The sequence below is a fragment of the Rahnella selenatireducens genome (assembly GCF_046449555.1).
In the GTDB taxonomy this organism is placed as follows: domain Bacteria; phylum Pseudomonadota; class Gammaproteobacteria; order Enterobacterales; family Enterobacteriaceae; genus Rahnella; species Rahnella selenatireducens.
The window spans coordinates 17,155-38,628 of the sequence record NZ_JBKEZJ010000023.1; the positions used below are offsets into that span (position 1 = coordinate 17,155).

Genomic DNA, 21,474 nt, shown 5'->3' on the forward strand with positions numbered 1-21,474 from the left:
AGGCATTGCCTGCTTTTTGTTTATCCGGATTGTCAGATTTAGCGTTTTTTTAGCAGTAGGAACATGCTGATGACGAAGAACAATCCGCTCGGTAACAATGCGCCAAGGATTGGCGGAATGTTATAAACCAGGCTTAACGGCCCGAAAATCTGGTCGAGCACGTAGAACAGGAAACCGAAGCAAATTCCGGTCACCACACGTACACCCATCGGTACGCTGCGCAGCGGCCCAAAGATGAACGAGAGCGCCATCAGCATCATCACGGCAACCGACAGTGGCGAGAAAATTTTGCTCCACATGTTCAGCTGATACCGTTTAGCTTCCTGCCCGCTTTGCTTCAGATACTTCACGTAATTATGCAGGCCGCTTATCGATAACGCGTCCGGATCGAGTGCCACAACGCCCAGTTTGTCAGGCGTCAGGTTCGTTTTCCACACGCCAGTCAGCGTCTGGGAACCGGTGATTTGCAGATTATCCGTCAGGTCTGATTCATCCACCTGAGAAAGATTCCACACGCCTTTATCGAAGGTGGCTGAAGACGCATAACGTACCGACTGAAGCTTATTCTCTTTATCGAAGTGATAGATGTTGACGCCGGTGAGCTCATTTTCACCCGCAACACGTTCTATATAGATAAAGTCGTGACCATCTTTCGCCCAGAGACCGTTCTGGGTGGAAAGCAGCGAACCGCCGTACATCTGCTGCGCACGGTAGTTACGCGCCATCTGTTCGCCCTGCGGCGCAACCCATTCGCCGATCGCCATGGTCAGCAATACCAGCGGGATAGCGGTTTTCATCACCGATGCAGCAATTTGCATACGGGTAAAACCGGAAGCCTGCATCACCACAAGTTCACTGCGCGTGGCCAGCGTGCCCAGACCCAGCAATGCACCGAGCAATGCGGCCATCGGGAAGAAGATTTCGACATCCTTCGGCACGCTCAGCAAGGTGTACAACCCCGCGCCCGCAGCGGAATATCCACCCTGCCCGACTTTACGCAACTGATCGACAAATTTGATGATGCCCGAGAGCGACACCAGCATGAAGAGCGTCATCATGATGGTGTTAAAGATAGTGCGACCAATGTACCGGTCTAATACGCCAAACATCAGGCAGCTCCTCTCAGACGCGCGCGGACCTTACGAACCGGCAAGGTATCCCATGCATTCAGAATCAATGCCAGCCCGAAGTAGAGCAGGTTCGTCCCCCACATCCAGATCATCGGATCCAGCTTACCTTTCGCACCGTTAGAGCGCAGCGAGGTTTGCAGCAGGAAGAAAATCAGGTACAGCAAAATGGCCGGCAACATACTGAGAACGCGGCCCTGACGCGGATTGACCACGCTGAGCGGCACCACCAGCAATGCCATGATGAAGACCGAAACAATTAACGTTAAGCGCCAGTTCAGCTCTGCGCGGGCATCGGGTTCTGAAGATTGCCAGAGCTGGGTCATCGTCATCTGGTCAGACTCGTTCGGATCAAGCTGAACCGCCTGATGCCCGATAACGGCCAGATAATCGGTGAAGTCTGTAACGCGGAAGTCACGCAGCAGCGCGGTGCCCTCATAGCGCGTCCCTTTGTCGAGCATCACCTGCTGAGAACCGTCCGCACGTTGCAACATATGGCCTTTATCTGCCACCACGACGGAAGGTCGCTGGTTGCCGTTCGGGCGTAACTGCGCGAGGAAAACGTTATGGAATTCTTTGCCTTTCACACTGCCGACAAACAGAACCGCATTGCCGTTCTGTGCCTGCTGGAACTGGCCTTCAACCATCGCCGCCATGCTCGGGTTAGCTTTCGCTTCCGCCAGAACCGCGTCCTGATGTTTTGACGACCAGGGGCTCAGCCAGATGGCGTTGATCCCGGCGAAAAAGGACGTAAACAGCCCCAAAACCAGCGCTGCGATAACCAGTGAACGTTTTCCAAGGCCGCACGCATGCATGACGGTAATTTCGCTGTCGGTATATAACCGGCCGAACGTCATCAGCAGACCGAGGAACAGGCTGAGTGGAAGAATAAGCTGCGCCATTTCCGGAATACCTAAACCCAGAAGTGACAGAACTAAATTTGTTGGGATATCGCCATCGACCGCTGCTCCAAGCACTCTGACCAGCTTCTGACAGAAGAAGATAAGAAGTAAAATGAACAGAATGGCAAATTGGCTCTTGAAGGTTTCCCTAACCAGATATCTAATGATGATCACGCTTAATACGCCTGTGAAAACTTGTCTTTTTGAAGGAAAATCGCTAGTTTCATCGCTAATCCGTCATTTATTCTCATCATATGGCAACCTTCGCAGCTAAAATAGTATTACAACACCGAGATTTGGGGTGTCCTATAGGAACTTGCTTATAGCCGCCAAAATAAAAACTAACGCCGTTTAAGGTTAACACAGGTCGTTAACACAATGACGGGAGAGTGTCTCCGGCGACTCATTCTAGCCGTACCTCCCGCCCTTGTCTTTAAGATTCAGGAGAGTGCATGGAGTTCAGCGTAAAAAGCGGTAGCCCGGAAAAACAACGCAGTGCCTGTATTGTAGTCGGCGTTTTCGAACCTCGCCGCCTGTCACCGATTGCCGAACAACTCGATAAAATCAGTGATGGCTACATTAGCGCCCTGCTCCGCCGTGGCGAACTTGAAGGCAAAGTGGGCCAGACCCTGTTGCTGCATCATGTACCGAATATCCTTTCCGAACGTATCTTGCTGATTGGTTGCGGCAAAGAGCGTGAGCTGGATGAGCGCCAGTACAAACAGGTGATCCAGAAAACGATCAACACCCTGAACGACACCGGTTCTATGGAAGCCGTTTGCTTCCTCACCGAGTTGCACGTTAAAGGGCGCAATACTTACTGGAAAGTGCGTCAGGCGGTCGAGACCTCCAAAGAATCGCTTTACACTTTCGATCAGCTGAAAAGCAATAAAACAGAACCTCGCCGCCCGCTGCGTAAAATGGTCTTCAACGTGCCGACCCGCCGTGAACTGACCAGCGGTGAGCGCGCAATTTCCCATGGTCTGGCGGTTTCTGCCGGTATCAAAGCCGCAAAAGATCTCGGCAATATGCCACCGAACATCTGTAACGCCGCGTATCTGGCGTCGCAGGCACGCCAGCTGGCCGATGCATTCAGCACCAATATCACCACACGTGTTATCGGTGAGCAGCAGATGAAAGAGCTGGGGATGAATGCGTATCTGGCCGTCGGTCAGGGTTCGAAGAACGAATCATTGATGTCGGTTATGGAATATAAGGGCAATCCTAATCCGGACGCTAAGCCTATCGTGCTCGTCGGTAAAGGTCTGACCTTCGATTCAGGCGGTATTTCCATTAAGCCAGCCGCTGATATGGATGAAATGAAGTACGACATGTGCGGTGCCGCAGCGGTTTACGGCGCGATGCGTGTGGTGGCTGAACTGAATCTGCCGCTCAACGTGATTGGCGTGCTCGCAGGCTGTGAAAACATGCCAGGCGGACAAGCGTTCCGTCCGGGCGATATTCTGACGACCATGTCAGGCCAAACCGTTGAAGTGCTCAATACCGACGCCGAAGGCCGTCTGGTGCTGTGCGATGCACTGACTTACGTTGAACGTTTTGACCCTGAGCTGGTGATTGACGTCGCCACGCTGACCGGCGCCTGCGTGATTGCCCTTGGCCATCACATCACCGGTCTGCTGTCGAACCACAATCCGCTGGCACACGAACTGATCGGCGCATCCGAACAGGCCGGTGACCGCGCATGGCGTCTGCCGCTGGCGGATGAATATCAGGAACAGCTGGATTCCAATTTTGCTGATATGGCGAACATCGGTGGCCGTCCGGGTGGTGCAATCACCGCGGGTTGCTTCCTGTCGCGCTTCACCCGTAAATACAGCTGGGCGCATCTGGACATCGCCGGTACCGCATGGCGTTCAGGTAAAAACAAAGGCGCAACCGGTCGTCCGGTCGCACTTCTGGCGCAGTTCCTGCTGAACCGCGCTGGCCTTGATGGCGATGAATGATTCATTCGCTAAATAAGGTATAATTCCCCAATCAGGATCTGGAAACATCCTCAGACCCTTCACAGGCGGGCGCACCCAGTTGCGCCCCTGTTTTTTCTCAGCAGCACAGTGAACTCATCATGAAACAGGCAACCTTTTTTCTTCTCGATGCGCCGGATGCAAGTGGCGAGCTCAGCTCACACGAAGCGCTAGCCTGTCAGGTCGCCGCTGAACGTTACCGGATGGGCAAACGTGTTCTGCTGGCCTGTGAAGATCAAAAACAGGCCGAGCGTTTGGATGAAGCGCTGTGGAAGCGCGATCCAAACCACTTTGTGCCACACAATCTCGCGGGCGAAGGCCCGAGATTTGGTGCACCAGTGGAGCTTTGCTGGCCGGGTAAGCGCGGCAATGCGCCACGCGACCTGCTGATAAGTCTCCTGCCTGAATTTGCAGATTTTGCTACTGCTTTCCATGAAGTGATAGACTTCGTTCCTTACGAAGATTCCCTTAAACAGCTTGCGCGCGAACGCTACAAAGCCTATCGCAGCGTGGGCTTCTCTTTGACGACGGCCACGCCGCCCTCAGTCACCACATCGACCGACGAAAATACGAAGCGAAATGGATAAGACATATAACCCGCAAGACATCGAGCAGCCGCTTTACGAGCACTGGGAACAACAAGGCTATTTCAAGCCACATGGTGATACCCGTAAAGAAAGCTTTGCCATCATGATCCCGCCGCCGAACGTTACCGGCAGCTTGCATATGGGTCATGCTTTCCAGCAAACCATCATGGACGCCATGATCCGCTATCAGCGCATGCAGGGCAAAAATACTCTGTGGCAGGCGGGCACCGACCATGCGGGTATCGCAACGCAGATGGTGGTTGAGCGTAAAATCGCAGCCGAAGAAGGCAAAACCCGTCACGACTACGGCCGTGAAGCGTTTATCGACAAAATCTGGGACTGGAAAGCAGAATCCGGCGGCACTATCACCCGTCAGATGCGCCGTCTGGGCGATTCCGTGGACTGGGAGCGTGAGCGCTTCACCATGGACGAAGGCCTGTCCAACGCCGTGCGCGAAGTCTTCGTACGTCTGTATAAAGAAGATCTGATTTACCGTGGCAAACGCCTGGTGAACTGGGATCCAAAACTGCGTACCGCGATTTCCGACCTCGAAGTTGAAAACCGCGAATCCAAAGGTTCCATGTGGCACCTGCGCTATCCGCTGGCTGACGGCGCGAAAACCGCTGAAGGCAAAGATTATCTGGTTGTCGCGACCACCCGTCCGGAAACCGTCCTCGGTGATACCGGCGTGGCCGTGAACCCGGAAGACCCGCGTTACAGAGATCTGATCGGCAAAGACATCATTCTGCCGCTGGTTGGCCGCCGTATCCCAATCGTGGCCGATGAACACGCCGATATGCAAAAAGGCACCGGCTGCGTGAAGATCACGCCTGCACATGACTTTAACGACTACGAAGTCGGGAAACGTCACGGCCTGCCGATGATCAACATCCTGACTTTCGATGGTGACATCCGCCAGACCGCTGAAGTGTTCGACACTAACGGCGAAGAAAGCGATGCGTGCTGCAACGATATCCCTGAGCAATTCCGTGGCCTCGAGCGCTTTGCCGCACGTAAAGCCGTGGTTGCTGCGTTTGAAGAAGCCGGCCTGCTGGAAGAAATCAAACCTCACGACCTGACCGTTCCTTATGGCGACCGTGGCGGCGTGGTTATTGAGCCCATGCTGACCGACCAGTGGTACGTCCGTACCGCACCGCTGGCGAAAGTCGCGGTGGAAGCCGTTGAGCAGGGCGATATCCAGTTCGTCCCGAAACAGTACGAAAACATGTATTTCAGCTGGATGCGCGACATTCAGGACTGGTGTATTTCACGTCAGCTGTGGTGGGGACACCGCATTCCGGCGTGGTATGACGCCGAAGGCAACGTATTTGTTGGCCGCGACGAAGCGGAAGTACGCAGCGAGAACAATCTGGGCGCAGACGTTGTTCTGACTCAGGATGAAGACGTGCTCGATACCTGGTTCTCTTCCGGCCTGTGGACATTCTCCACGCTGGGCTGGCCTGAACAGACGCCTGATCTCAAAGCCTTCCACCCGTCAAGCGTCGTGGTAAGTGGCTTCGACATCATCTTCTTCTGGATTGCACGCATGATCATGATGACCATGCACTTTGTGAAAGATGAAGACGGTAAGCCACAGGTTCCGTTCCACACCGTTTACATGACCGGTCTTATCCGCGACGACGAAGGGCAGAAAATGTCCAAGTCCAAAGGTAACGTTATCGATCCGCTGGATATGATCGACGGTATCTCGCTGGAAGACCTGCTGGAAAAACGTACCGGTAACATGATGCAGCCGCAGCTGGCAGAGAAAATCCGCAAGCGTACAGAGAAACAGTTCCCGAACGGCATTGAACCACACGGCACTGACGCCCTGCGCTTCACGCTGGCGGCACTGGCTTCCACCGGCCGTGACATTAACTGGGACATGAAACGCCTCGAAGGTTACCGCAACTTCTGTAACAAACTGTGGAACGCCAGCCGCTTCGTGCTGATGAACACAGAAGACCAGGATTGTGGCCTGAACGGCGGCGAACTTGAGCTGTCTCTGGCTGACCGCTGGATCCTCGCGGAATATAACCGCACGGTGAAAGCGTACCGCGAAGCGATGGATAGCTACCGCTTCGATCTGGCCGCCGGTATTCTCTATGAGTTCACCTGGAACCAGTTCTGCGACTGGTATCTGGAGCTGACTAAACCTGTGATGAACGGCGGCAGCGAAGCACAACTGCGCGGCACCCGTCATACGCTGGTTGAAGTGCTGGAAGGTCTGCTGCGTCTTGCGCATCCGATTATTCCTTTCATCACCGAAACCATCTGGCAGCGCGTGAAAACGCTGAAAGGCATCACAGCGGAAACCATCATGCTGCAGCCGTTCCCGGAATTTGACGCGGCGAAAGTGGACGAACTGGCGCTGGCCGATCTCGAGTGGATCAAGCAGGCGATCATCGCTATCCGTAACGTGCGTGCCGAGATGAACCTGTCTCCGGCCAAACCGCTGGAACTGCTGCTGCGCGGCGCAAGTGCCGATGCACAACGTCGTGTGGAACAAAACCTGAGCTTCATTAAATCTCTGGCGCGTCTGGAATCCATCACCATTCTGCCTGCTGGCGACAAAGGCCCAGTATCTGTCACCAAACTGGTTGAAGGCGCTGAATTGCTGATCCCGATGGCCGGTCTGATTGACAAAGATGCCGAGCTTGCGCGTCTGGACAAAGAGATGGCGAAGTTGGATGGCGAAATTGCCTCTATCGAAGGCAAGCTGTCTAACGAAGGTTTTGTGGCGCGTGCGCCGGAAGCCGTTGTCGCAAAAGAGCGCGAACGTCTGGCAGCCTGCGGTGAAGCCAAAATCAAGATTGCAGAACAAAAAGCGACAATTGCTGCTCTGTAATTTTGTTGCTGGTATCCGGGTAAATTTATGAGATGACAAAGGCCGCGAAAGCGGCCTTTATTATTCTGCGATAACAGCCGGTAACGTTGCACCCACCTGCCCTTAAATGGTATTAAAACGGTCTGTTTATTTATCTTATTTTTTGAAACTGAGTGAGCAATATGACGACCTCCCTTCCTGTCAGCGTGCTGGTGCGCCCGATTCGCCCTGAAGATAACGCGGCTATCGCACACGTGATCCGTCATGTATCGGCTGAATTTGGCCTGACTGCCGATAAAGGCTATACCGTAGCTGACCCGAATTTGGATCATCTGTATGAAAGCTACAGTCAGCCACGTTGCGCTTACTGGGTGGTGGAAGTCGACGGTAAAGTCGCCGGCGGCGGCGGTGTGGCACCGCTTTCTGGCGGCGAAGATGATTTGTGCGAACTGCAAAAAATGTATTTCCTGTCTTCACTGCGCGGCCAGGGTCTGGCGAAACGACTGGCGTTGCAGGCAATGGAACATGCCCGCCAGAACGGATTCGCGCGCTGCTATCTGGAAACAACCGCCAGCCTGACGCAGGCGATCGCACTGTATGAACGTCTGGGTTTTCAACACATTGAAGGCTCACTGGGCAACACCGGGCATGTCGATTGTGAAGTGACAATGTTAAAATACCTCTGACCGGTCTTTAGCTCCTCATCAGAGCTATTTATCAATAGTCATGACGAAAACACAGGCAGAAGAATGTTCACACATAAAGCCATTTCAGCGTTAAACGAACTGGAACTGACGGTCTATAACTACATCGTCAAAAATGGCGATAAAGTGATGTACATGACTATCCGTGAGCTGGCAGATGCCGCCGGGGTCTCCACCACCACGGTTCTGCGTTTTTGCAAGAAAATGGATTGCGACGGATATTCTGAGTTTCGTATCCGTTTTAAATTGTTTTTGGAACATGAAGAAAAGCCGCCGGTCTCCTTTGGTATCAGTGAAATCATCAGCTATTTCAAAAGTATTAATAACAGCGAATTTGATGAGTTATTAGATGAGGCAGCAAAAAGAATTTCCGACGCGCAGCGAATTATATTTGTCGGGGTAGGAACATCAGGCTCATTAGGGAAATACAGTGCGCGTTTTTTCTCTAACGTCGGGAAATTCAGTACCTTTATTGATGACCCTTATTTCCCGATTAACAGTGACATGTATAAAGATGCCATCGCTATTATTCTTTCTGTCTCAGGAGAAACAGAGGAAGTATTACGGTTCGCCACACAATTCAGCCAGCACAACTGCCAGATCATCAGCCTGACGAACAGCGAGAACTCAACACTGGCGCGTATTGCAGACCTCAATATCTCCTACCACATGCCGCAAATTGTATTAGAAGGTCAGTACAATATTACAACGCAGATCCCCGTACTTTATATTATCGAAACGATTGGAAAGAAATTACCTTTAATAAAACGTGACGCAGCGCAATGAAATAACAGGGTGTTTTAAAGATGTGACATATTACCTTTCCTGTTTTTTGTTATATCGTGACAATACCCTTTCTTTTGCTACACTCCTGCCAACGAGTAAAAAAACAAAAAAGCTCACCTCTGTATACCCGCAGGAGAATAATAAATAATGGCTATTGATTACGCTCAGACAGCTCAGGATATTGTTAAATATATTGGCGGCGAAAATAATGTGATCAGCATCACGCATTGCGCTACTCGTTTGCGCTTTGTTCTGAAAGATAATAATTCTGTTGATAAAGAAGAATTAAAACGCGTTAAAGGCGTTATCACCGTAATCGAAGCCGGTGGTCAGATGCAGGTGGTAATTGGTAACCACGTCAGCGACGCTTATAAACAGGTTCTGAAACTGATCCACGTCGATGAAAACGCGCCGGTCTCGGCGCCGAACGTCGGCATCGTCAGCCGCGTAATGGATGTCATTTCCAGTATCTTCACACCATTCCTTTATCAGCTCGCCGCCTGCGGTATTTTACAGGGGATCATTTCTTTCCTCGCAGCCGTCGGGATTATGGACTCAGGCAGCGGCACCTACCGTATTCTCAATTTCGTTTCCTGGACGGCGTTTACCTTCCTCCCGGTCATGATCGCGTTTACGGCGGCAAAAAAATTCAGCGTCCATCCGTTTACCGCCGTCATTACGGCCTGCGCGCTCATCAGCCCCGATTACATGAACATGCTGACCGCGTTCAAAATCACCTCGATTAACTCCGCCGACCCGGCCATGCAGCAACTGATGCGTGAAGCCGTGAACAATCCGGAAATCGCCAGTATCCTGACTAACATTGTCGGCATTCCTCTGGCTTCGCCAACGCTCGAGTTCCTCGGTATACCGGTGAAATACCTGAGTTATACCGCGTCAGTTATTCCGATCATCCTGATGGTTTGGGCGATGTCTTACGTCGAACGCTTCTTCAATAAAGTGTTGCCAGTCGTCATCCGCAACCTGTTCACCCCGATGTTTTGTATCGCCATTATGGTGCCGATGACGCTTCTGGTGTTCGGCCCGATCGGCAACCTGATCGGCGGCGCGATTGGCGGCGTTTACAACTATCTCTATCACCTCAGCCCGACCATTGCCGGTTTCGTTGTCGGTGCTTTCTGGCAACCGCTGGTCACACTCGGCGTTCATTGGGGCATTACGCCGGTTACCGTTGGCAACTACGCAACGCTGGGCTACGACACCTTCACCGGCCTGCAAGCCTCCGCCGTATTCGCGATGACCGGCAGCATGTTTGGCGTTTACCTGAAAACCCGCAACCGTGAAATGAAAGGGATTTCCCTTTCCGCTGGCGTCACCGGCCTGTTCGGGATTACCGAACCCGCCATTTACGGTGTGGCCCTGCGTCTGAAAAAACCTTTCCTGTGCAGCTGCGTCGCTGGGGGGATCGGCGGTGCGATTGCCGGTTCTTTCAACGCGGTTTCATGGAGTTATTGCTTGCCGGGCATTGCGGTCTTGCCGGTGTTCTTCAAAGAAGGCCACATGCCGCAGTTCCTCGGTTTCCTGCTGTCTATTACCGTCGCCTTTGTTCTCGGCGCCCTGTTTACCTGGCTGGTCGGTTTCAAAGATGAGCCCGATGTGGCGATCACGAAAAAAATCCAGGCTGAAAGTCAGCGCGCCGCATAGGCAGAAATGAATTAAACCAGACATTACATTTACCACGCGGGTGGCTATTGCCCGCCTCAAGGGAGAACGAAAATGAGTCAACAGTTACCGAAAGATTTTTTATGGGGCGGCGCAGTTGCGGCACATCAGGTTGAAGGCGGCTGGAATAAAGGCGGCAAAGGCGTGAGCATTTGTGACGTGCTTTCCGGCGGCGCACACGGCGTCGATCGCGTGATGACCGACGGCGTGCTGGAGGGCTACAGCTATCCAAACCACGAAGCCGTCGATTTTTATTCACACTACAAAGAAGACATCGCGCTGTTTGCCGAACTGGGCTTCAAATGCTTCCGCACCTCGATTGCCTGGACACGCATCTTCCCGAACGGCGACGAATTACAGCCAAACGAAGCCGGTCTGCAATTCTACGACGATATGTTTGATGAACTGCTCAAACACAATATCGAGCCGGTGATCACACTCTCTCACTTCGAAATGCCGTGGCATCTGGTGAAAGAATATGGTGGCTGGAAAAACCGTCAGGTGGTGGATTTCTTTGTACGCTTCAGCCAGGTGGTGATGGAGCGCTACAAAGGCAAAGTGAAATACTGGATGACCTTCAACGAGATCAATAACCAGCGTAACTGGAAGTATCCGCTGTTCGGTTATTGCTGTTCGGGCGTGGTGTTCACCGAACACGAAAACCCGGAAGAAACTATGTATCAGGTGCTGCATCATCAGTTTGTGGCGAGCGCCAAAGTGGTCAAACTCGGCCATCAGATCAACCCGGATTTCCAGATTGGCTGCATGATCGCCATGGTGCCACTGTATCCGTTCTCCTGCCATCCTGACGACGTCATGTATTCAGTTGAAGCGATGCACGAACGCTTCCTGTTCAGCGACGTCCATATGCGCGGTTACTACCCGGCATATGCGCTGAAAGAATGGGAACGCCGCGGTTTCAACATCAAAATGGAAGATGGCGATTTGCAGGCATTGCGCGAGGGTTGTGCGGATTTCATCGGCCTGAGCTATTACATGAGTAACGCGATTTCGGCACATCACCCGAGCGATGACAACGGTTTGTCCGGCTTCGCAGGCAGCGTACCGAACCCGCACGTTAAAGCCTCCGACTGGGGATGGCAGATTGACCCGGTTGGTCTGCGTTATACCCTGAACATTCTTTATGAGCGTTATCAGAAACCGCTGTTTATTGTCGAAAACGGTTTTGGTGCCATCGACAAAGCGGGCGAAGACGGCGTCATTCATGATGATTACCGTATCGCGTATCTGAAAGCGCATATCGAGCAGATGAAGAAAGCTGTGCTGGAAGACGGCGTGGAGCTGATGGGCTATACGCCGTGGGGCTGCATCGATTGCGTGTCCTTCACCACCGGTCAGTACAGCAAACGCTACGGCTTTATCCACGTGGATAAAAATGACGACGGCACCGGTACGATGGCGCGCTCTAAAAAAGAGAGCTTCGGCTGGTATCAGAAAGTGATTGGCAGTAACGGGGAAGTGCTTTAAAAATTGTGGCCGGCTCTTGGGGTCGGCATTTTTACAGTCTCGGAGACTATGTATTGGTGCATAAACAATCGCATTAGTTGTTATACATATTAAAAAATAACTCTAATAGTAGCTCAGAAATAGCATTAATTTCTGCCCTAAGAACCGAGTACTAAACCCATGATTTGAATGCCACTTCCGGAACAATATGATTTTTTACATCACTAACTTTCAATTCCATCAGTTAAAAAATCACAACATTTTTCAATCGCTCAATTACCTTTACTGTAATTATCATTCAATTAAATTTTGCATAAATTTCTTCAGGCGTTACGAACCTGAGTTCCAGCCACATTCCGGAGCCTCGACCGAACCTTCGAATAATTAAATCATTATCAAAAAACTCGCATATTTATTTTAAATTTTCACCACCATCATACGCTAACCATTTTCTAGTTAAATCATCATAATATTTAGCACTCGAACTATTTTCAAATAATATATATAGATCGCAATTACAATGCTTTATAACGCCATCACCCTCATCTAATAGTACATCTTGCGGAATTATTAGACATGTTTTTTATTTTCCCATTCAAATTGTTCTATGATAGCATCAGAAAAACTCAATTTATTAACCAGATCATCATGTATTTCCTTCAATTTTAGCGAAATGATTTTTTAACACCCCTTATTAATAAATATAAAAACTATTCATGCTTTATAACGCACATTAATTAACGACCAAAAACTACACAGCTAAAATATCATCAATTATTTCCAACATCTCTGATGTGGTATCATTTTGATTACATTCAATCCGCCATTTTTTTTAAAACATCTCTATCAATATCAATTTTATTCTGGTTTGCATACAGAGAAATATCACTCATAGAAAAGATAGCATCAAATTTGTTATCATAGGATGTGTCATGACAGAAATCTCTAAATAGAACCAACCACAAGTCCTTTATAACATTCAGCTCAGCCACAACTCTATTATTATACGGGGATGTAAACAAATCCTTAACAAACCCAATGTCCTCATAAAAATCATATTCTTTGCAACTAAATGCTTTATTTATTGCAGTTATTTTATTAACTAAGTTATAGCTATTATTTAAAATCATCAATTTACCCCAGAAAAATCGTCAGATACTGACATCATAAAATATCTTGTGAAGGCGCATCTCCAATCAAGCCGAATTTAACTTGACTTTGAACAACGAAATTAAATTCGTCCACTCCACGTAAGACATTCCATGAATGTAGTAGTCCCCTAACCATTTAGGATGACAGCGTGAAATCAAGTTCTTAATTGCAATTGATCTATCATTATCATCTTTTCCTGATATCAATATTTTATTGACAAGAGAATGAATCTCAGCAGCTTCAGATTCATAAGACGATTGAATAAGTAAATAACATATTTTCTCACCGCACTCTTTTATATTCATAATTTTTTCGTTGCCCCTGAATATTCTCCACCCGCAGTAACCACCTGCCATCCGCTACCTACTTTATCTTCTCCCCATTGTCGCTGAGGAGCTACTTTACCCTCTAATAAAACTTGGTCTCTTGTTAAGCTAATATTTCACCACTTTCTGATAACCAGCCCCCGTCACGTCGTTGAACTGATCATGGCCATTTTTTGTCGGCCACTTCACTTCTGGTCATTGGCCTTGTGACCTGCCCCCAGGATTAGATACAACGCTCATGGCGTGCTTGCGGCAGAGTTCACGTGCGGATACCCCGGCTTCAGCCTCGCGGAGAATACTGATGATCTGTTGGTCGGAAAAACGTTTCTTTATGGGGATGTCCTCATGTGGCTTATGAAGACATTACTAACATCGGGGTGTGCTAATCAACGGAGAGCAGGTCACATACGGTACAACGTGTAGTGTTTGCCGGTGTCTCACTGCTCGCAAAACGTGACGATGCCGCGAACCCTGCGCTTTCTCTCATCGCCCTGCCAAAAACGTGGCTCTTATCACCACACCGAATCTTACAATTCTAACCCGATTTGCCTGCATCCATATCGCAGCGCATGTGGTCCCAGCCGGTGTAGTTTTTTACTTCGGGGACTTTGTCGGGTAAGTCCTGCCAGTTGGTTTTATATTGAGATGTACTGTGTCCAAGCCCTTGTTTGGTCATGTAGACCATCCCCCAGTCCCAACCAGGTGCACTGGGCTCAACAGCCTGAACTGTTCCATCTTCCAGCGTATACGGGATTCCCGGACCGCCGGGCAGAATACGGGGATCTTCAAAAGGTTTTGAGGACGTATACAGGCTGTGTTTTGTCTGTAAAAAGCCCTGATCATTGACCACGGTGAAGGACAGAACATCATCGTATTGAGGAACATTATCCCCGTTAGGTTCATTGGGACCTGGAGACATGGGGGCTACCTGCCAGGTCTTCCCGTAGTTTTTAGATACGGTGAATCCTCCAGCCCCCCACCACGGAATCGCTATGTATTGCTCGGAGGGATGCTCAAATTTGCGTGTAAATAACTGATAAAACTGTAGACCCGGCTGTGAGTGTATTTTCCGCTGCGTGTCGGTGTACCAAAGCTCACCCTCACAATTCCAGCCTTTCAACTCCAGGTAGCGGTGATCGTCAAAACGGTACACAATCTGAATAGGCGATTCTTCAGCTTGAACTGCGCATACCACTAGCATCATTAACGGGCCGGTTATTACATTCGATCCCTTAATTGTTCTTTCCCTGTTATTTCAGTTCGTTATCATTAAGGAGGGCTGGCATATCCCATTGTGGAATTGGTACCATATCTGCATTCCCAGCATGGGGAATGCCCAGCGCAATTTCTCTGCGTGTACGTATATTTTGCACTTCTCGTGGACCATAATCATTTACCACACCAAATTCTCCGGTTGGCAATATATTATCAGGCTTGTTCATGAAGTCTTTTATAGTCGATGGGTTGAGTCTACCAGCCCGATAATACTGCTTAGTAAAATCATCTCCGTTCTGCGGATCACGCCAGTCAGCCCGGTGCAGTAAATCTTCCCAGAATTGTCCGTCCTGATGATCAAACGCCTTGCACTGACCGATTGCCAGATCAAACGCCATGGCCTGCGCCGGAGCGAATTCACTCATCACAATGGAGGAGTGCTGGCTGTAGGCTACCGGATCGGTTGCCATCCATTCCTTTTCCAGTTCTTCACGCGTTTTTAGCCACGTCAGTTGTATACCTTTGTATTCACGGCTACCGGTTATCACGCCATAAATAATTTCTTTTTTCCGCACAAGACTCTCGGCAGCCAGTTGCTCATCATTCAGTACCGAACCTGGTGCAAGGTCTTGGTACTCATAATGTCCAAGCGGATAGTTGGCTTTGCTTGTCCGGCTGATAACACCGGCTTTCGCCGAATACGAAATGCTCTGATCGGGACTGTCTGGGGCGATATCAGCTTCATAAGGGGTATCACTGGTATTGATTACCCTGCCCCATAAGTTTGAAAGTGAATGGCTTCGGCAGTTCTTCGCCGTTGATCAGCACATCTTCATAGTCGTAGCTGCTGTTCTTCACGAGCGTGGTTTTGAAATCTCCTTTCTGTTTTGCGGGCATTGAAAACGGTTTGCCCTCGGGTTTATTTCCCACCACGCCGTGCTGATAAAATACGCGCTGATACAGGTTAGGGATATCCCGGGTAATCTCTTTCTCTACGCCACGCCAGCCAAAACCTTTGATATTCTGAAGCGAAACGGTGCCATCATCCGGACAGAAATAATTATAAACTTTGCCGTTGTTGTTACGCCGAAAACGCGGATCACTGTGCCAGTGGTTCTTGTCCGCCGCGCCAAGCACAGATAAATCCTCGAAGGCATTAATTTCCCCCTCAGCATGCGTGCCGCCTTTGTACTGGGTCGCCATAAGTTTGCAGAAGTTTTTAAACGTCTTCTGCCGCGCGTCAGTAGTCTGATGGCGCCCTTCCTGCAGATTTTTACTAAAACGACTTTCCAGCGAATACGGGGAGTGGTTGAGGATCGTACAGTTAACCGGTTTTTGACCCGCCTGCCTCACCAACATGTTCGCCAGCATGGTAATAATCGTGCCCTGGCTGTGGGCGACAATATTAATTACATCCTTTGCTGTTGTCGGTTCGTTTCGGATCTGAAGTATTAAATCGGCCAGCCGCTGTGCGGCAAAAAACTGATAGATACGGTGCGGGTTAGGATAGATGGGATGGGTGTAATCTCCGCCATTTGCGTACAGGGTGCCAAACCCTATGGAGGCCACAACCAGACCATTTGAGCCCGGCCCCAGCATGTCCGGTATGTTGGTAGTTGCATTGGCAAAGGTACCCCCATTTTTGGCATAGTGTGGGTCAAGCGCATTCTTGAAACTGTCATTCTGAAACTTCACACTGTTGTGACCATCATTTCCCTGCGCCGCCATTTTGTTCGGGTCATTTTCCTGATAGGCGTCGTACGTTAGTTTGGCATCATCACCTAACTTACGAACCTCATCACGGTAATGTTGCTGATCCGCCACATAGTCATCGTGCGTGACGGGTTTATAGCCCCAGTAAAAGGGAATGATAGGTGAACGACCGGGCACGTTACTGGTCTTGTGCGCATCCATATTGGGGATGGCGAGGTAATTTGCCCACTCGTGCGCGCACAAATCTGTACGCCCAAGACGCTCTTTCAGTCCCTTAACAAGACCTGTTTCCTGGTTCTGATAGGCTTCACCTACATCATTCACGCCGTGAACCAGAATAACAATGCAGGGCATCGGGGGAAGTTTGTCTTCATCGTCCTGATTCACCGAACGCTTCTCGCGCTCTTTGGCTGCGGCGTTACCTATCACCATTTCAGGAAGCGAATCCTGAACCAACCCCGCCATATTCACCGTATTACGATGATTCATAAACATCTTGTCCGTTAACCGGCATGCGGGTTTGCCTTCAAAAAACACGTCAAAAGAATGACTTATCCAGTCAGCTTCCGCTCTGTGGGTGCCAGATTTGCCCCCCCCCCATGGAGCCAGACTCATCAAACACGCTGCGTGCGAACTTCGAGCCGAAATTGGCGATCGAGTTACCGCCGTCGGCAAATACGCTGCTGGTGCCGTTGGTTAAATCAGCTGAATATGCTTCGTTCTCATAGGGTACCGGCACCGCCTCCGGAGGGGTCTTACACACATCGGGGAGTGTGTTGTGAGTCACCCCGCCACTGCCTTTATGGCACAACGTTAACCCATTAATATTGATGGTTATCATGTTTTTCCACTCCCTGGATCATTGGTTTAAGCACCACCGCGCAGCGCTTATGGTTATCTGAGCTGGACAGCACTAAAGTACCTGCTTCATCGCTGATCTCTGTTTTGGATGTCAGCCGCCACGCGGCCAATGCCAGATGCGTTACCAGACTGGCACAACCCAGATCGCCACTGGCAAGTACCGGTACAACACGCTGAAAGTCGTCCCTCAGAACGCCACCTAAACGTGACAGCGTAAAACCGTATTCATCAAAGCGATAAACCTCACCGTTTACATCGGTAAATACAGGCGAAACCGAATTTATATTGGCTTGCTTAATAGCTTCATGGGCAGCACGACTAAGCCCAGCTCCGAGACAAGGCCGATCATCGTCACGTAAAATACTTTCCTCCCCTGAGGCAATACCCGGCAAAGCACACCAGCAAGACAGGGATTTTGTCGGCGCTAACATCATCGCTGCCGCCCCCTCGCCCGGAACTCGGCCATAAGGATTAGTGCGAGCCTCACCTTTATACACAGCATGGCTGTTATGCAGCAGGCGTTGCTCTTCAAGCCATATCAATGTTTCAGGCGGTAACCAACTATCAACAGCGACGACGATATCGATGGTAAGTGCGCGATCATCCAGTTGCTGTTGACGGATCTGAAGCAGTGCATTCCCGGCTTCGGCATGGCCGCCCCGCAACACATTGATCTGTTGGCATTCTGGGAGGCGCGTTGATATTGACGCGGTAAGCGCCGGTGCCAGCGTAGCGGGAACTCCGGGTCTGTCAGCGGGGGGTAGTATCAACCAGAGGCGTGATGGCAGAGCCGCATATTTTCCGGCTGATAACAAGGCATCCTGCACTGCATTATCTGCAATCACCATCCAGCGGGTGATATCAAACGCTAATTCACGCTGCGGAAAAAAGATGGCTTTCACCGGTAAACCGCAACGATCAGCAGCAGTGGGATGCTTCCGCAAAAGTGAGAATTGCGTTCTGACAGCGATGTCAGCCAGCGCTAATGTTGCTCCCAAGGGAAAGGAACAACCGGCAGCAATAAACCCTACTAACATCCTGTTAGTATTTTAATCAAGCGACCATGCGACCTCATGCTCTATGCATTTATACAGTGTGATTTTCACTCCTCGGAATTAAAATACACATCGAAAGAACACTCCAAATTAAGATCGGAAATACTCTTCATCTGCTCAGGCCAAAGCACTGGACCACCATGTCCATATTTTGAACGCCATACACAACATAATGTCATTGTTACATTATCAATGCTTTGCAATTTCCTTAATTCAGTTTCAACTGGATTCAATTTTTCAATAAACCAATTCAAATGGTCCCTTAAGTCTTTAGACGTTACGTGTAACTCTGAAGACAAAAACCAGCCAGACAACTTAATCTCTCTAGTTTTCCCCAAAGAATTAGTTATAATATCTCCAACAATATTTATCTTTGTTGCTTCAAGCTTAAGGAATTCACTTACTTCATTAGGGTGAGTGTGCGCAGGATAAATTAACAACTGAGCATAACATTCATAACAATTTTCATTGTTAGGTGAAATTGGGTTAAGCCTAGAATCTTCTATTTTCACGGTAAATAATCCTCTATATTTCCAATATTACTTCCGGCATCATCAATGTAGCTACCATTATCCAGAATTCGGCCATGAAAATCATTCCTTAGCCCATTATCCTTTTTCAACGATTCAAGCGCCCGCCCCCATTCCCGGCTGGTTAAGTTAGTTCCAAATTGTTCGTTCAATATTTTAGCTGTATTTTTACTTAAAGTATGCCCCCCTGTTTGCAATACTATAGGTACTCTGCCTGCAGCACTAAGACTGGGTGGGACTGGTAAAGGTAATCCGTTAGGATCGAACCATTTACCATCGATAAATATATTTCTTCCATCAACAACCTTAAACCCACTCCTCCCACCCCGTCCAATAAGCTTTGCAGCCCCCTGAGTTAACCCTTTGACTAAAAACAGCAACTCCAAACCAGCTTCGATATTCGCTCCCACTTCCTGGGCTTCGTTCTCCATTTCCATCAGTCGTTCGCTGGTATCTGTCTCTTCCAACACGGCTTTGTTTAGTTCGCTGGCAGCTTCCATGCTGCTGGTATTCATGCCCATCGTATTCATCATGGCCATTTGTTGTTCGGCTTCTATCGTGCCATTCAACATTCCGGCCTTTCCCAACATATGCCCGAGCATATACCAGCCGTTAATAAATCCTTTTCCCATTCCCTCCAAAACATCCGGCATCTGCCTGGCAGCTTCCATCTCCGCTTCTGCCTGCTGCACTTGCGCCTCGCCCATCATGTCCCATAAGGAAAGGGTGCCCGTTACCGGTATTTCACCATTGGCAGGGTTAACCTGCGTATAAAGCTTGCCGACTGTGTTGCCATTGTTCATGGCCACCAGCGAATCTTGGCGGGCGACAGGTTTTCCTTTGCATTTAATATGCGGCACGCCCGTCATTATTGTGCAGTCGCCACTGCCAAGACTGGTACCCGAACTGATCCCTTTTCCCGCATTACTCTGTGTTCCGGCGATCTCACAGCCCACGGTTAGGATGGGCTTGCCACGCGCCCTGACATTCGTGACGTAACTTTTCTGGTGAGAAAGGTCCTGAAAACTGTCAAACGGAACAGCAGTAATCCCGACCATGCAGACATCGGGCGCAATACTGATCACCCTATACTGTGATTCCTGGCTTCCGATGTGTTTTTCAGCCATGAGCAGACTCCCGGTGACTCAGCAATATCAGGCTGTCTGGGAGAGCGTTCGACGGCAAAGTCAGCCGCCATATCAGTGTGATTTGTTCTTCATCGGTATAACAGGTGAGCGTATCCGCCAGCAACAACCGTTGTTCTGGTGCCTGATCATCCTTGTACAACTCCGCCAACAGACGTATCCCGGGCAGGAAGCCTGTAAATTTTGCTTTTGTCGGCAGAAGACCGTTGAAAACAACTTTCTCGTTACCTTTAAGAAAGCCGACATATTGTTGTTCAGGTGGCGCACAGCTCAGGAAAGTAAAATCGAACTCATCCGGGTAATACGGGCGAGTGTGTTTTTGCCACTCTGAATTAAACCCGTTGGCATAACGAATTCTCGACGGCCAGCTGCGGCAAACCGCTCCCGGGGAAAACGATAATTGCGGTGCCGGGAATATATGCTGATCATCAGCATCCTCTGGCAGGTGTCTTCCAACGGGGTTAAATTCGTTAAAAGAGGCCAGTTCAAAGTGCAGCGGAACCCGATCAGTCAGTCCGGGTTGGCCCAGTTTCCATTCATGATTTTTATATTGCCATTCGCGTAAACCGCAGACAGAGAGAGTTCGGCGAAAATCCCCCACCTGAAATTCAGCCTGCCATTCACGAGCGCTTCCTGTTGCATTCCACGCATTCCCCGTTAAAAGAATTTCTGACCGCTTCTTTTTACAAACAAGATCTGTCGCCGTTTTCAGGCTGCTCATCTCCGGTTCACCAAACCAGGTATCGGCCAAAACCGGCATACGTTGGATACCCGCTATCTGACAGACTTCCCGATCAGATGAAAGGTCGAATGTCTGGCTTACAACGATTACGCTAAAAAGCTCACCGAAATAACCGACCTTTTCAAACTGGATATGCGGAAATTCAGTATTATTCGTAATATTCATTCATCACTTCCCTGAATCAATCCATATCAATATCAGCGCCAAAAATATTGATTTTCTTTTTTCCTGAGATCTGAACACTCGCGCCATTCAACGTGATCGTCCCGTCTTTATTCATTTTCAGCAGGCATTCCCCGACCTGAATCGTCAAACTTTCCGTGACCGTCAGCGTGTAGCTTTCACCTACTTTGATGTTCTGAGATTTTGTGACTTTTTGAGTGTCGCCTCCTGTTACCTCGCTGCTTTGGTCGTTACCGACTTTGGCATGGCGGTCATTTGTCACATCAAGGTGCTGGTCATTCCCCACGGTCGTGCGGTGGTCATGAGCAACGTCAAGTTTTTGGTCATTGCCGACCTTAACTTCACGGTCATTCGCCACTGTGGTTTTTTGGTCGTGCCCGCCCGCTTTCTCTTTACCCACGGTCACCGTCTGCCCTTTCCCGACCGTGGCTTTCTGGTCGTTACCCACCGTTTCCGTATGGTCAACCGCCACGTCCGTCATCCGGTT

The 21,474-nt window shown here is 49.7% G+C and carries 19 protein-coding genes and 1 pseudogene; 7 read left to right on the plus strand and 13 right to left on the minus strand.

Going from position 1 to position 21,474, the window contains the following annotated elements:
* Positions 1-38: 38 nt before the first annotated feature.
* A complete protein-coding gene (gene lptG, locus ACLBVC_RS22980) occupies positions 39-1,109 on the minus strand; it encodes an LPS export ABC transporter permease LptG (protein WP_195815609.1) in 1,071 nt (356 codons plus the stop codon).
* Complete coding sequence (lptF, locus tag ACLBVC_RS22985) at positions 1,109-2,203, minus strand: LPS export ABC transporter permease LptF (RefSeq protein WP_410151556.1); 1,095 nt, start codon at positions 2,201-2,203, stop codon at positions 1,109-1,111. The genes lptG and lptF overlap by 1 nt, the downstream gene beginning before the upstream one ends.
* A gap of 278 nt (positions 2,204-2,481) precedes the next feature.
* On the opposite strand from lptF, the gene pepA reads away from it, so the two are divergent.
* The 7 genes from pepA (at position 2,482) to ACLBVC_RS23020 (ending at position 12,086) form a co-directional block, all read left to right on the plus strand.
* Complete coding sequence (pepA, locus tag ACLBVC_RS22990; RefSeq protein ID WP_101075029.1) at positions 2,482-3,993, plus strand: leucyl aminopeptidase; 1,512 nt, start codon at positions 2,482-2,484, stop codon at positions 3,991-3,993.
* Between the two features lie 119 nt (positions 3,994-4,112).
* On the plus strand, positions 4,113-4,598 hold the full coding sequence (locus tag ACLBVC_RS22995) for a DNA polymerase III subunit chi (RefSeq protein WP_410151557.1): 486 nt from the start codon (positions 4,113-4,115) through the stop codon (positions 4,596-4,598).
* A complete protein-coding gene (locus ACLBVC_RS23000; protein WP_410151558.1) occupies positions 4,591-7,446 on the plus strand; it encodes a valine--tRNA ligase in 2,856 nt (951 codons plus the stop codon). The genes ACLBVC_RS22995 and ACLBVC_RS23000 overlap by 8 nt, the downstream gene beginning before the upstream one ends.
* Before the next feature lie 161 nt (positions 7,447-7,607).
* Complete coding sequence (locus tag ACLBVC_RS23005; protein ID WP_410151559.1) at positions 7,608-8,111, plus strand: GNAT family N-acetyltransferase; 504 nt, start codon at positions 7,608-7,610, stop codon at positions 8,109-8,111.
* 63 nt (positions 8,112-8,174) lie between these two features.
* Positions 8,175-8,915: a MurR/RpiR family transcriptional regulator gene (locus ACLBVC_RS23010; protein WP_410151560.1), complete on the plus strand. Its 741-nt coding sequence runs from the start codon at positions 8,175-8,177 to the stop codon at positions 8,913-8,915.
* 147 nt (positions 8,916-9,062) lie between these two features.
* Positions 9,063-10,580, plus strand: a complete 1,518-nt coding sequence (locus ACLBVC_RS23015; RefSeq protein WP_410151561.1) for a PTS transporter subunit EIIC — start codon at positions 9,063-9,065, stop codon at positions 10,578-10,580.
* A 72-nt stretch (positions 10,581-10,652) separates the two neighbouring features.
* Positions 10,653-12,086: a 6-phospho-beta-glucosidase gene (locus ACLBVC_RS23020; RefSeq protein ID WP_410151562.1), complete on the plus strand. Its 1,434-nt coding sequence runs from the start codon at positions 10,653-10,655 to the stop codon at positions 12,084-12,086.
* A 794-nt stretch (positions 12,087-12,880) separates the two neighbouring features.
* Here the strand turns inward: ACLBVC_RS23020 and ACLBVC_RS23025 are convergent.
* The 11 genes and pseudogenes from ACLBVC_RS23025 to ACLBVC_RS23075 form a co-directional block, all read right to left on the minus strand.
* Positions 12,881-13,195 carry a hypothetical protein gene (locus ACLBVC_RS23025; RefSeq protein ID WP_410151563.1) on the minus strand — a complete coding sequence of 105 codons (315 nt, stop codon included), beginning with the start codon at positions 13,193-13,195 and terminating at the stop codon, positions 12,881-12,883.
* Positions 13,196-13,777: 582 nt separating this feature from the next.
* Positions 13,778-13,876, minus strand: a pseudogene (locus ACLBVC_RS23030) (transposase); the annotation flags it as partial.
* 202 nt (positions 13,877-14,078) lie between these two features.
* Positions 14,079-14,747, minus strand: coding sequence for a T6SS immunity protein Tli3 family protein (locus ACLBVC_RS23035; RefSeq protein ID WP_410151564.1), 669 nt, complete (start codon positions 14,745-14,747; stop codon positions 14,079-14,081).
* A 46-nt stretch (positions 14,748-14,793) separates the two neighbouring features.
* Complete coding sequence (locus ACLBVC_RS23040) at positions 14,794-15,333, minus strand: effector protein Tle3 domain-containing protein (RefSeq protein WP_410151565.1); 540 nt, start codon at positions 15,331-15,333, stop codon at positions 14,794-14,796.
* A 178-nt stretch (positions 15,334-15,511) separates the two neighbouring features.
* Positions 15,512-17,086, minus strand: coding sequence for a T6SS effector phospholipase Tle3 domain-containing protein (locus tag ACLBVC_RS23045; protein ID WP_410151573.1), 1,575 nt, complete (start codon positions 17,084-17,086; stop codon positions 15,512-15,514).
* Positions 17,031-17,312: a PAAR-like domain-containing protein gene (locus tag ACLBVC_RS23050; protein WP_410151566.1), complete on the minus strand. Its 282-nt coding sequence runs from the start codon at positions 17,310-17,312 to the stop codon at positions 17,031-17,033. The genes ACLBVC_RS23045 and ACLBVC_RS23050 overlap by 56 nt, the downstream gene beginning before the upstream one ends.
* The gene (locus ACLBVC_RS23055; RefSeq protein WP_410151567.1) at positions 17,293-18,234 is read right to left on the minus strand and encodes a hypothetical protein; all 942 of its coding nucleotides are present in this window, start codon (positions 18,232-18,234) and stop codon (positions 17,293-17,295) included. Before ACLBVC_RS23055 ends, ACLBVC_RS23050 begins: the two co-directional genes overlap by 20 nt.
* A gap of 200 nt (positions 18,235-18,434) precedes the next feature.
* Complete coding sequence (locus ACLBVC_RS23060; RefSeq protein WP_410151568.1) at positions 18,435-18,899, minus strand: DUF4279 domain-containing protein; 465 nt, start codon at positions 18,897-18,899, stop codon at positions 18,435-18,437.
* Positions 18,896-20,044: a PAAR-like domain-containing protein gene (locus ACLBVC_RS23065; RefSeq protein WP_410151569.1), complete on the minus strand. Its 1,149-nt coding sequence runs from the start codon at positions 20,042-20,044 to the stop codon at positions 18,896-18,898. The genes ACLBVC_RS23060 and ACLBVC_RS23065 overlap by 4 nt, the downstream gene beginning before the upstream one ends.
* Positions 20,037-20,969 carry a DUF2169 family type VI secretion system accessory protein gene (locus ACLBVC_RS23070; RefSeq protein ID WP_410151570.1) on the minus strand — a complete coding sequence of 311 codons (933 nt, stop codon included), beginning with the start codon at positions 20,967-20,969 and terminating at the stop codon, positions 20,037-20,039. Before ACLBVC_RS23070 ends, ACLBVC_RS23065 begins: the two co-directional genes overlap by 8 nt.
* A 16-nt stretch (positions 20,970-20,985) precedes the next feature.
* Positions 20,986-21,474 (minus strand): bacteriophage T4 gp5 trimerisation domain-containing protein (locus ACLBVC_RS23075; RefSeq protein ID WP_410151571.1); only part of this gene is annotated, 489 nt, incomplete at its 5' end.